Raw genomic sequence first — 12,228 nt, 5'->3', positions numbered from 1 at the left:
CGCCGCATCGACGCAGACAGCAAGGAAGTTAGGGAAGCCAGATGACGAGGAACTAAGCGAAAGATGAACAGTTGTCAGAGCGAGGATGACAGACACACGTCCTCAATTGAGCAAGTGTCCAACTAGCGCGCGCGACAGACCTACTCGAGCCGCGTCAGCTCGTCGAGGTTGCGATACGCCTGGTGGATCCTGATCGTCGGCTCGACGAGCGAGTCGCGCACCACGCGCGCGACCGCGTCGTGCCCGACTGCCATCGCGGCCTTCGACGCGGACGCGCCGCGCACCGGGCGAGACATCCACCCGCCGAATCCCGACGGCCCCTCGACCTCGGGCCACTCGGCCTCCGCAAGCTCGCGGTTGAGCGCCTCCGCGAGCTCCTCGCCGCTCGCGACCGTGTCGGCGATGACGTGGCGCCACGTGAGCGGGAGGCCATTGGAGGCCGCGTCGATCCAGTCGAGCCGCTCCCGCTCCACAGAGGCGAGTCCCAGCGGCACGAGCTCGGGCACATGCTTGGCCCTGCCGGAGGCGACGGCCCCGGCGGCGTGAGCGCGGGCGTCCACGCCCGACAGGCGCGCGAGCGCGTCAGTCACCTCGCGCTTGTCCGGCAGCGCGGGCTCGGCGTCCTGGGCGAGCGCCCGCGCGAGCGCCTTGCCCGCGGCGACCAGGTCAGCGCGCACGGCCTCGGCCGCGATCGAGCCCGACTCGACGGCTCCGGCGAGCTCGGCCTTGAGGTGCTCGACGCCGCGACCGGTGCGCGCGCTCAGCGGCATCACGGGCACGTCGGGCAGGCCCTCGTCCCCGAGCAGTCGCTGGAGGTCCTCGATGATCTTCCAGTCGTCGCCCTCGGCGAGCCGATCGGTCTGGTTGAGCACCATGAGCGAGGGCTGCCCGTGCACGGACGCGGTCTGGATGTACGCCGAGTGGATCGCGTGGTCCGCATACTTCTGCGGATCGACTACCCAGATGATCAGGTCGGCCAGGGGCACCACGAGGTCCACGACATCCCTGTTCGAGCCATTGATCGAGTCGTGGTCGGGTAGGTCGAGCAGGACGAGTCCATGCAGCTCCTCGGGCGGCTGCGGCACGTGGTAGCGATGCTCCTCGCGCACGCCGAGCCAGTCGAGGAGGGGGTGCGCACCGTGGGAGAACACGGCCGCGGACGCGTGGGAGGTGGTCGGCCTGGTCACCCCGGGCACCGCGAAGTCGGAGCCGACGAGCGCGTTGAACAGCGTCGACTTGCCGGACCCCGTGCCCCCAGCGAGGGCCACGATCGTCCAGTCGACCCCGAGGTCGAGCCGCTCGTCGCAGCGCCCGATCGTCTCGCGCACCTCGTCGCGGACATCGCGTGGGATGGCGTCGGCCGCCCACTCCATCGAGGCGCGCAGCCGGTCGACGCGCTCCTTGAGCGCGCGGGTCTCGGTGCGCACCGGCACGTCCTTGAACGTGGGGCTCATAGCAGGCCTCGCAGCTCCGCCCGGCGCAGCCGCACCTTCGAGGAGGCCTCGGGCAGGAGCGCCGTCACGTCGGTCGGCTTCATCATGTCGAGAGCCTCCTTGTTGATGACGAACTTGCGCGCCGCGGTGAGCTCGGCGCGGGCCTCCTCGGACTGCTCGTTGATCGAGCCGGAGCACGCGACCGTGAGGAAAGTGCGCGCGCCCTCGACGCCGAGCGCGGCGGACGCGAGCGCGGTCGACAGGCCCTGGGTGCCGATGAGGTCGCCCGCGCGCTGCGCTCCCGGTAGCGAGGAAGCGAGCTCGTCCACGCGGTCGAGCCAGGCGCGGGTGGCATCCGCGGCGTGACGCTCGCGGGTCGCGCGCGCGTCGCGCGGGTCACGCTGTGCGGCAAGCCACGGACCGGGCCCCTCGCCCACGTCGGTGAGGGCGGCCACCATCGCGTCGGACGCATCCGAGGCGGCGAGCACCAGGAAGGCCTCGACTGCCTCCGTGATCTCGCGCCGCATCGGCGTCAGCACCGCGTCGCGACGCTCGCGCGCGACCCTGCGCTTGGACCACGCCGAGCGGCGCAGCCGGAACAGGTCACCGCCCTCGCTCGCCGCCTGCTCCCAGCGGGAGGACAGGGACGATGTGGGGATCCCCAGGTACCAGGTGTCGCCACCCTTGGCGTCGGCCTGGGCGGCGCAGCGTCGCACCTCGGAGCGGACCTCCTTCGCCGCGGCGGCCTGGTCGTCCATGATCTCGGCGAGACGCTCGAGCCACTCCTTGAGGGACTCGGCGGCGCCGTGGAGGGTGCGCTCGACGATCGCCTCGGCGGAGGCGGCCGCGACGGACTCGAGCCAGCGCGCGAGCGAGCCGACGACGTCGCGCGGCACCTTGCCGCGACCCTCCGGGTCCTCGGGGATGACGAACAGCGGCAGCCCCTCGAGCCCCTCCTGCTGGAGGCGCTCCACGAGGTCGCGACGCACCTGGGCGGCGACGTCGACGGTCACGCGGTTGAGGACGATCGCGATCGAAGCGCCTCGCTCGGCTCCGGTGCGCAGCGCCTCCCACGGCACCGCGTCGCCGTAGCGCGCCGCGGTCGTGACGAACAGCCACAGGTCCGCGGTCTCGAGCAGCTCGTGCGCGACCTCCCGGTTCTCACCCGACACCGAGTCGAGGTCGGGGCTGTCGACGAGAGCGAGGCCGCGCGGCATCTCCTCGGTCGCGTACACGTTCGCGCGCTGCTCCACCTCGCTCAGCAGCTGCGTGTCGAGCGGGTGGTGGAACAGGTAGGGGCGCTTCGTGGTCGGCCGCAGCACTCCCGAGGGCGTGAGCTCCTCGCCCATCAGCGCGTTGACGACGGTCGACTTTCCAGCACCGGTGGAGCCGGCGACCACGACGATGGCGGGAGAGGCCTCCTCGCGCACGCGCGGGATCAGGTGGTGATCGAGCTGATCGAGCATCTGCTCCATGAGCTGGTCGGACTCGCCCTCGTGCCCGGTGGGAAGCGGGAGCTCAGTGGCGGCCACGACCCTGCGCGTGTCGACAAGGGCGTCGAGCAGCGCACCCGGGTACGACCAGGTCTTGATCGGCCGGATGCTCATGCCTGGTATCCCCGCCTAAGCTCCATGCCACAAGGCTACCTGTCCGGAACGTCGATGCCGCGCGCACACCCCCTCGCCGCAGCACCCGGCGGAGGCGACCTCACGCGCCGTCGACAGGCCCGGTCGACTCCCTGACGATGAGCTGCGCGGGAAGGGGCGTGTCCGTCGTCTCCTCCGCATCGTCCTCGAGCGCGAAGAGCACCTTCTGGACGATCGCGCGCCCGAGCGCGGCGAAGTCCTGCCTCACGGTGGTGAGCGGGGGGAACAGGAACCCCGCCTCGGGCACGTCGTCGAAACCGACGATGCTGACGTCGCGCGGCACGGACAGGCCGCGCTGGCGCAGTGCGGACATGAGGCCGATCGACATCTGATCGTTGCCGACGAACACTGCCGTGCCAGGCACGATGTCGAGCTGCTGACCCAGCGCGAAGCCGCTCGCCGCACTCCAGTCACCGTGCTCGGGCTCGACGGTCTCGAGCTGCCGCGCCGCGAGCTCGTCGCGCCAACCGCGCCCGCGCTCGGCAGCGTCGGGCGCGTCGACGGGTCCCGCGATATGCCGGATCCGCGTGTGCCCGAGCTCCGCGAGGTGGGCGACCGCGGCGCGGGCTCCCCGGTACTGGTCGATCGACACCGTCCGCGTGCTGGGCCGGGGGCTCGCCGCCGAGGCGACGAGCGGCACCGACATGTCGAGCGCGCGCACGACCTCGAGGGCCGCACGCTCCGCGACGATCACGACGACGGCGTCGACCCGCTGCCTCAGCAGGCCCTCGATGCTCGCGCGGACCGCAGCCTCGCTCGATCCCTGCGTGCTCACCGCGTCGACGCTGTACCTCGCCTCGCGCGCGGCCTTGTTGACGTGCATCGCGATCGAGGACGGGCCATAGTCGACGTTGTCAGGGGTGATGAGGCCGATCGTGCGCGTGCGTCGGGTGACGAGCGCGCGGGCCGCGGGCGACGGACTGTAGTTCAGCTGCGCGATCGCCTCGCGCACGCGCTGCTGCGTCGCGGGGCGCACGTTCGGCAGGTCGTTGAGGACGCGCGACACGGTCTGGTGCGAGACTCCGGCGAGGCGCGCGACATCGAAGATCGTCGCGGCGCGCGCGGACTGGTCCTCAGCCAAGGGTCACGCCTCCGTCTCGTCGTCCGGCCGCGCGACGAGCGCGAGCAGCCCGTCGATCGTCGTCGCCCCGGCGTCGACCGTCTCGACGATGCGACCGTCACGGATGACGGCAACGCGGTCGCCCACGTTGAGCACCTCCTCGAGCTCTGCGGAGATGAACATCACGGACACCCCGTTGTCGGCCATGCTGCGCACGAGGTGCTGGACCTCGACCTTGGAGCCGACGTCGATGCCGCGCGTCGGCTCGTCGAGCACGAGGACTCTCGGCGCGAGCGCGAGCAGGCGCGCGAGCAGCACCTTCTGCTGGTTGCCTCCCGAGAGGGTGCCGGCGGGACGGTCGAGGTCGGGCGGCCTGATCCCCAGGGCGTCGATCCAGCTCGCGGCGAGCTCGCGGCGACGCTCGGGGGAGATCCGCCGGAAGCTGCCCCGCTCGGCCTGGAGCCCGAGCGTGATGTTGTCGAGCACCGACATCTCGGCGACGATCCCGTCGCGGCGGCGGTCCTCGGATGCGTAGACCACCCCGAGCTGCATCGCGCGACGAGGCGAGTCGAGGGTCTCCTCGGTCTGCTCGATGCGGATCACTCCTGCGTCGATCCGCGTGACTCCCGTCAGCGCTCGCGCCAGGAGCGTCCTGCCCGACCCCCTGAGCCCTGCCACGCCCAGCACCTCGCCCGCGCCGAGCTCGACATCGGCCGCCTCGACGCCGCGACCGACCGTGAGACCGCGAGCGCTCAGCACCGTGTCCCCGGGCGGCTTCGCCGCCGGCGCGGGATCGCGCTCACGCAGCGACGCACCCTCCTGCCCCAGCATCTTCTGGACGAGGTCGACGCGAAGCAGCTGATCGGTGCGGTACTCGCCGACGTGGATGCCGTCGCGAAGCACCGTGATCCGGTCGCAGATCTCGTAGACCTGATCGAGGAAGTGCGACACGAACAGGATCGCGACGCCCCGGGACTTGAGCTCGCGGATCACCCTGAACAGCTCCCCGACCTCGTCGAGGTCGAGGCTCGAGGTCGGCTCGTCGAGCACGAGCACCTTGACGTCGGCCGAGATCGCACGCGCGATCGCGACGAGCTGCTGGACCGACACGGGCTGCGCGCCGAGGATCAGCCCGGGATCGATGTCGAGGCCGAGGTCGCCCAGCACCTCCCTGGCACGCCGGGCCAGCTCGCGTCTGTCGAGCATGCCCGCGCGGCGGCGCTCGCGCCCGAGCCCGATGTTCTCCGCGATCGAGAGGTTCGGCAGGAGGTCGATCTCCTGGTACACGGTGCTGATGCCCGCGCGCTGCGCCTCGGCGGGGCTCGAGAACCGCACCGGCCGACCCTCGACGCGCAGCTGCCCTGCATCCATCGGGATGACGCCCGTGATCGCCTTGATGAGCGTCGACTTCCCCGCGCCGTTCTCCCCCATGAGCGAGTGGACCTCGCCGGGACGCAGCGTCAGGTCAACCTCGTCGAGCACGACGTCGGCTCCGAAGCGCACCGTCGCGCCTCGGAGCTCGAGAAGGGGACGTTCCTGGTCCACATCCCCATTATCGGGGTGCGGACCAGGAACTCCGTGCAACCGACGCCCTATCGTCGGCCGTCCGAGCGGGCGACGATCGCGCGCTGGATGACGATGAACAGCAGCAGCAGCGCGCCGACGATGATCTGCATCCAGGACTGCTCGGCGCCCATGAAGGAGATGATCGTCTTGATGGTGCCGTACACGAACACGCCGACCATCGACCCGAGCACGTAGCCCCTGCCGCCGGTGAGTAGCGTGCCGCCGATGACGACCGCCGCAATGGCGTCCAGCTCCGTGCCGATGCCGTTGCGGGGGTAGCCCGCGCCCGAGTAGGCGGTGAGGATCAGGCCCGCGAGCCCGGCGCACAGCCCCGAGATCGTGTAGGCCGCGATCTTCACCCGCCCGACCTTGAGGCCCATGAGGCGCGCGGACTGCTCGTTGCCTCCGACCGCGTAGATCGTGCGGCCGAAGCGCGTGAGGTGCAGCACGAACGCCGCGATCGCGACCGTCGTGAGCGCGATGATCCCCGTCGGGGTGATGTACCAGCCGGCGACGCTCATCCTGGTCGACTGGAGCCACAGGATCGCGGGCTCCTCGACCTTGATCGACGACAGGCTCACGATGTACGCGAGGCCGCGGCCGAGGAACAGCCCCGCGAGCGACGCGATGAACGGCTGCACCCCGAAGTACTGGACGAGGATGCCGATCAGCAGGCCGATCGCGGCGCCGCCGAGCAGCATCGCGGGCACCGCGACCATCACGGGCGAACCTTCGGCGAGCATCCTCGCGCCGAGGATGCCGGTGAAAGCCATCACCGAGCCGACGGACAGGTCGATCCCTCCGGTGAGGATGACGAACGTCATGCCGACAGCGAGCACCAGCAGGTACGCGTTGTCGAGGAGGAGCGCCGAGATGTTGCGCGGGGTGATGAAGTCGCCCCGCAGGAACGCCTCGGCGCCCACGAACAGCAGGATCAGGATGAGGATCGCCGCGAAGGTCGGCATCATGCTGCCGTTGCGGCTGAGGAAGGTCTTGAGCATCGACGGCTTCTCCTGGGTCAGCGCAGGGCGTTCGATGGTCGCGGTCATGACGCCACCTCCGCCTTCTCACGGTCCTGGTCCGGGACCGCTGCGGCCCCGGAACGTCTGAACAGCCTGGCGAGGTCGCTCCTGAGCCGCGACGACTGCGCCACGACGACGACCACGACCACGATCGCGAAGAACACCGGGCTCTGCGCCGACGGGACTCCGAGGAAGAGGATCGTCGACTCGAGCGTCTGGATGATCAGCACGCCGATCACGGTGCCCGCGAGGGAGAACTTGCCGCCGTTGAGAGACGTGCCGCCGAGGACCACCGCGAGGATCGCGTACAGCTCGATGAAGAGACCCGCGGCGTTCGCGTCGGCCGCGCGGATGTTCGAGGCGTAGACGATGCCCGCGAGCCCCGCGAGGACGCCGCTGACCGCGTAGGCACTCCAGATGATCCCGCGGGACCGCACGCCCGCGAGCCGGCTGGCCTCGGGGTTGATGCCCACGGACTCCGTGAGCACCCCGAGCGCGGTGCGGCGCTCGATCAGCGCGACGACCGCGATCGCGGCCACGGAGATCAGGAACGCGAAGGGCAGCGCGACCAGGTAGCCCGTCGCGATGAAGGAGAACGGCTCCGAGTTCACGGTGGTGATGAAGCCCCCCGTGATGAGCAGCGCGACTCCCCTGCCGGCGAGCATGAGCACGAGCGTCGCGATGATCGGTTGGATGCCGAGCACCGAGACGAGCAGTCCGTTCCAGGCGCCGAGGACGAGCGAGACAAGCAGCGCCACCACGACCGCTATCAGCACGGTCGCCAGGTTCCCCGGGTCGCCCGATCCATCGATGATGGTGAGGGCCACCGCGCCGGACACCGCCATGATGGCCCCGACCGAGAGGTCGATGCCTCGCGTGGCGATGACAATCGTCATTCCGAGCGCCACGAGCATGAGCGGCGCGGAGTTGCGCAGGATGTCGATCAGCGCGCCGTAGAGCTCCCCGTCGCGGACCGTGACCTTGATGAACTGAGGCCGGGCGATCGTGTTGACCAGGATCAGCAGGATCAGCGCCGATGCGGGCCACACGAGCCTGCTCTTCATGATCGCGTTCATGCCGCGCTCCCTTCGCCAGCGTTGGCGATGTAGTCGATCAGCCCGTCGAGATCGGTCGCAGACGAGTCGAGCTCTCCGATCTTCCGTCGATCCCGCAGGACCACCACCCTTTGCGCCAATCGAAGCACCTCCTCGAGCTCCGAGGAGATGAAGATGACGGAGAGTCCCTGAGCCGAGAGCTCGGCGACCTTCCGCTGGATGTCAGCCTTCGCGCCCACGTCGATGCCGCGCGTGGGCTCGTCGAGGACGAGCAGCTCGGGCGCCGTGGCGAGCCAGCGGGCGAGGAGCACCTTCTGCTGGTTGCCCCCCGAGAGGTTGCCGACGAGCGCGTTCGGGTTCGCGGGGCGCACCCCGAGCGCCTCGATGTACTCCTGGACGACCGCGTCCTGGTCCTTCTTCGGCACCTTGCGCAGCCATCCGAGCCTTGCCTGCATCCCCAGGACGATGTTCTCGGCGACCGTGAGGTCGGCGACGACTCCCTCCTCGCGCCTGTTCTCGGACGAGAACGAGATGCGCTTCTCGATCGCGTGCCGCGGCTGGTGCACCTTCGCGTGCTCGCCGTGGACCTGGATCGCGCCCGAGTCCGGGCGGTCGGCACCGTAGAGCAGCCTCACGAGCTCGGTGCGCCCCGAGCCGAGGAGCCCCGCGATGCCGACGACCTCACCCTCGTAGACCTCGAGGTCGGCGGGTTCGAGCACACCTCGCTTGCCGAGCGCCTCGGCGCGGACCACCGGGGTGCCCGAGCGATCGATCACGCGATGCGACGAGGTCGCGATCGCGGCGAGGTCGTCGAGCTCGCGCCCGATCATCTTGGTGACGAGGAGATCCCTGGGCAGCTCGGCCACCGGGTACTCGCCCACGAGCGCGCCGTTGCGCAGTACCGTGATGCGGTCTGAGATCTCGTAGACCTGGTCGAGGAAGTGGGAAACGAAGAGGATCGCCACGCCCTTGTCACGCAGGTCGCGGATCACGCCGAAGAGCTGGTCGACCTCTCCGCGGTCGAGGCTCGAGGTCGGCTCGTCGAGGATCAGCACCTTCGCGTCGAGGACCATCGCACGGCTGATGGCGACCAGCTGCTGGATCGCGATCGAGTGGCTCGAGAGCATCGTGCGCGGGTCGACCGCGAGCCCGAGCCCCTCGAGGTGCGCGGTCGCGGCGCGGTGCGTGGCCTTCCAGTCGATCGCGCTGCCGCGGCGGAGCTCGTGGCCGAGCATCACGTTCTCGCCGACGGTGAGGTTCGTGCAGAGATTGACCTCCTGGTACACCGTGGAGATGCCGGCGGCCTGCGCGTCGGCCGCGGACGAGAAGGTCTGGCGCTCCCCCGCGACGACGATCGATCCCGCGTCGATCGCATACACGCCGGTGAGTGCCTTGATGAGGGTCGACTTGCCCGCGCCGTTCTCGCCCATGAGCGAGTGCACCTCACCGGGGCGCAGCGCGAAGTCGACGCGGTCGAGCGCGAGGACGCCGGGGAATCGGATGGTGATCCCCGTCATCTCGACGATGGGGGGGACGACGTTGTCCGCTGTCATGTCGTGTGCAGCTTTCTGGTCGAGGGGGCTGCCCGGTCGGGGGCCGGCCTGCGCCGACCCCCGACAGGGCTCCGTGGATCCTGACTGTGTGCTGGATCAGTACGCGCGATCGGGCAGCGCGGCCTCGGCCGCCGCCTGGTCGAACGCCTGGTCCTCGACGTAGACGGTCTTCTCGACGTCGTTGCCGGCGAGCACGTCCGTGACGAGACCGGCCGCGAGGTCGCCGAGCAGCGGGTTGCACTCGACGATGTAGTTGATCTTGCCGTCCACGAGCGCCTGCATGCCGTCGTGGACCGCGTCGATCGAGATGATCTTGATGTCCTCGCCGGGGACCGCGCCCGCAGCCTCGATGGCCTCGATCGCGCCGAGCGCCATGTCGTCGTTGTGCGCGTAGACCAGGTCGATGCCGTCGACCCCGTACTTCTGGAGGAAGCCCTCCATCACGGTCTTGCCGCCGTCTCGGGTGAAGTCGCCGGTCTGCGAGTCGATCTTCTCGATCATCGTGCCCTCGATCGCCGAGTCGAAGCCCGTGGCGCGGTCGTTGGCCGGGGCCGATCCGGTCGTGCCCTCGAGCACCACCATCTTGGTCTCGGTGTCGCCGTACTCCGCGGCGGCCCACTCGCCCGCCTTGACGCCCTCGAGCTCGAAGTCCAGACCGACCCACGCGGCATACAGGTCATCCGACGCCGAGACCGTGCGGTCCTCGAGGATCACCGGGATGTTCGCGTCCGCGGCCTCCTGGAGCACATCGTCCCAGCCGTCCTCGACGATCGGCGCGATCACGATCGCGTCGACGCCCTGGTTGATGAACGAACGCACCGCCTGGATCTGCGCCGCCGTGTCGTTGTCGGCGGCGTTGAACACGAGCTCGAACCCGTTCTCCTCGGAGAACGCCGCCTTCATGGACTCGGTGTTCGCCGAACGCCAGCCGCTCTCCGATCCGGTCTGTGCGAATCCGACGGTGACGACGTCGCCAGCGGTGTCGCCGGCAGCCATCTCCGACGACTCGGTCTCCCCTCCATCGCTTGAGCAGGCGGTCAGCGCGAATGCGGCGACCCCCGCCAGTGCAAGTGTTGACAGAAAACGCTTCCTCATAGTCAGAACCTCCTCGTTCTGTCCGGCTCCTTTGCCGGGTAGAGCGCATTGCCTCACGGCGTCCCCTATGACGCCGCTTACTGCATATTAGCGCTCACAATTCTGATGTTCTCAACCCGAGGAAGGTCACGATTGAATAAAGTCCCACTGTGGGAAAGATCCTTCAATGGCTCCAAGGTCCCGAAATGTGAGTGTTCACAATTGGGGAGTCGCTACCCGCGCACCCGGTTCGGTCGCACCCGCGTCAGGCCACCTGACGCCGCCACTGCAGCATCGTCGCGGTGAGCAGTCGGGACGCCTCGGCGAGCGCACCCCCGGGCTCGAGCGCGGCGGCCGCCTCGGCGCGGCGTCCCGAGTCCAGCATGCGGAGCACGGCCGCCGCCTCCCGGTGGAAGGTCGCGTGCTGCGCCCGGCTCGTCTCGTGGAACCCGTTCGAGTCGCGGCTGCCATCGGTCGCGAGCCAGCGGCCGAAGGCGCACGCGTCGTCGCGACCGACCTTCGTCAGGTCCTCGCTGTGGCGGCCCGCCGAGATCGCCTCACGGACTCGCTTCTTCCACAGGCCGTGCGCGCCGATCGCCCGCGTGATCTGACGCTCGGTCGACGTCTCCGCCGCGTTCGACTCCGCGCTCGTGAATCGCGCGAGCAGCGCCGTGAGGTGATCGGTCATCCGCGCCGCGTCACCCTGCGCCGCGGTCGTGTCGGACACCGCCTCGCTCGACAACGCCGACGCCTGGGCGATGCGGTGGATCGACTCCGCGATGGCCTCCGCGCCGGCGGCGGCCTCCGTGATGGAGCGGCTCATCTCCTCGGTGACGGAGGTCTGCTCCTCGAGCGCGGTGGCGACCGCGCCCTGGCTCTCGCTGACCTCCTCGATCACGCCGGTGATGCGGCCGATGGCCGAGGCCGCGGCTCCCACGCCGGACTGGATCGCCTCGATGCGGTCGCCGATCTCCCCTGTCGCCCTCGCGGTGGCCTGCGCGAGGTCCTTCACCTCGGAAGCGACCACGGCGAAGCCCTTGCCCGCCTCGCCAGCGCGAGCGGCCTCGATCGTGGCGTTGAGGGCGAGCAGGTTCGTCTGCTCCGCGATCTGCGTGATGAGCTTCACGACGTCGCCGATCTGTGCTGACGAATCCCCGAGCTGCGCGACGGTGCTGCTCGCCGTCTCCACGGCCTCGACCGCCTGCGCCGCAACGGCCGCGCCTGCATTCGTGCTCGACGCGATCTCTCGGATCGACGCGGTCATCTCCTCGGTCGCTGTCGCGACGGTCTGCGAGCTCGTCGACACCTGTTCTGCCGCTGCGGCGACCGAGGTCGCCTCGGACGACGACTCGGCCACGCCGGTGGAGATCTCCCTGGTCGCGGCGGAGAGCTCCTCCATCGCCGCCGACAGGGCGAGCACGTCGTCGCCGATCGTGTCGAGGCTCGCGCCGACACTGTCGGCCATGCGGTCGTAGTCACGCGCGAGAGGTGCGAGGGGGCCCCGGGCGGATGCCGCGGCGCGTCCACTGAGGTCGCCGTCCGCCGCAGCGCCGAGCAGCCCCGCGAGCTCCTCCCACGGCGCGCCAAGCTGCACGCCGAGCCACGCGACCCAGCCGATCGACATGAGCACCGCGGCCGAGCCGAGCGCCACGATCGTCGGCGGCGCCCATGCAGGGGCGGAGTCGACCGAGCCGAGCGCGACGAGCGCGGAGATGGCGCACGCGGCGGCGATCGCGGCCGTGACCGCGGCGCCAAGGATCATCTGTCCCCGGAAGCTGAGCATGGGCGTGAGGCTCCTCTCGACCCGGCGGCCCGCGGC

General features: G+C 70.1%; 9 protein-coding genes. All 9 read right to left on the bottom strand.

Annotated elements, in window-relative coordinates:
- Nucleotides 1-140: 140 nt before the first annotated feature.
- The 9 genes from B7K23_RS08345 to B7K23_RS08305 all read right to left on the bottom strand — a co-directional run bounded on the left by B7K23_RS08345 (nucleotide 141) and on the right by B7K23_RS08305 (nucleotide 12,192).
- Nucleotides 141-1,454, bottom strand: a complete 1,314-nt coding sequence (locus B7K23_RS08345; protein ID WP_084125875.1) for a GTPase — start codon at nucleotides 1,452-1,454, stop codon at nucleotides 141-143.
- Nucleotides 1,451-3,040 (bottom strand): dynamin family protein, encoded by a 1,590-nt coding sequence (locus B7K23_RS08340; protein ID WP_084125874.1) that lies wholly within the window; start codon nucleotides 3,038-3,040, stop codon nucleotides 1,451-1,453. Before B7K23_RS08340 ends, B7K23_RS08345 begins: the two co-directional genes overlap by 4 nt.
- A gap of 100 nt (nucleotides 3,041-3,140) precedes the next feature.
- The gene (locus B7K23_RS08335) at nucleotides 3,141-4,160 is read right to left on the bottom strand and encodes a LacI family DNA-binding transcriptional regulator (RefSeq protein ID WP_084125873.1); all 1,020 of its coding nucleotides are present in this window, start codon (nucleotides 4,158-4,160) and stop codon (nucleotides 3,141-3,143) included.
- A 3-nt stretch (nucleotides 4,161-4,163) separates the two neighbouring features.
- A complete protein-coding gene (locus B7K23_RS08330; RefSeq protein ID WP_084125872.1) occupies nucleotides 4,164-5,684 on the bottom strand; it encodes a sugar ABC transporter ATP-binding protein in 1,521 nt (506 codons plus the stop codon).
- A 47-nt stretch (nucleotides 5,685-5,731) separates the two neighbouring features.
- The gene (locus tag B7K23_RS08325) at nucleotides 5,732-6,754 is read right to left on the bottom strand and encodes a hypothetical protein (RefSeq protein WP_084125871.1); all 1,023 of its coding nucleotides are present in this window, start codon (nucleotides 6,752-6,754) and stop codon (nucleotides 5,732-5,734) included.
- Complete coding sequence (locus tag B7K23_RS08320) at nucleotides 6,751-7,803, bottom strand: ABC transporter permease (protein ID WP_084125870.1); 1,053 nt, start codon at nucleotides 7,801-7,803, stop codon at nucleotides 6,751-6,753. The genes B7K23_RS08325 and B7K23_RS08320 overlap by 4 nt, the downstream gene beginning before the upstream one ends.
- Nucleotides 7,800-9,335 (bottom strand): sugar ABC transporter ATP-binding protein, encoded by a 1,536-nt coding sequence (locus B7K23_RS08315; RefSeq protein ID WP_084125869.1) that lies wholly within the window; start codon nucleotides 9,333-9,335, stop codon nucleotides 7,800-7,802. The genes B7K23_RS08320 and B7K23_RS08315 overlap by 4 nt, the downstream gene beginning before the upstream one ends.
- 96 nt (nucleotides 9,336-9,431) lie before the next feature.
- Nucleotides 9,432-10,430, bottom strand: a complete 999-nt coding sequence (locus tag B7K23_RS08310; RefSeq protein WP_084125868.1) for an ABC transporter substrate-binding protein — start codon at nucleotides 10,428-10,430, stop codon at nucleotides 9,432-9,434.
- 244 nt (nucleotides 10,431-10,674) lie between these two features.
- The gene (locus tag B7K23_RS08305; RefSeq protein ID WP_143338160.1) at nucleotides 10,675-12,192 is read right to left on the bottom strand and encodes a methyl-accepting chemotaxis protein; all 1,518 of its coding nucleotides are present in this window, start codon (nucleotides 12,190-12,192) and stop codon (nucleotides 10,675-10,677) included.
- Nucleotides 12,193-12,228: the final 36 nt, after the last annotated feature.

It is taken from the genome of Demequina sp. NBRC 110054 (assembly GCF_002090115.1).
Taxonomy (GTDB): domain Bacteria; phylum Actinomycetota; class Actinomycetes; order Actinomycetales; family Demequinaceae; genus Demequina.
This window is presented reverse-complemented; position numbering and strand designations above follow the sequence as displayed.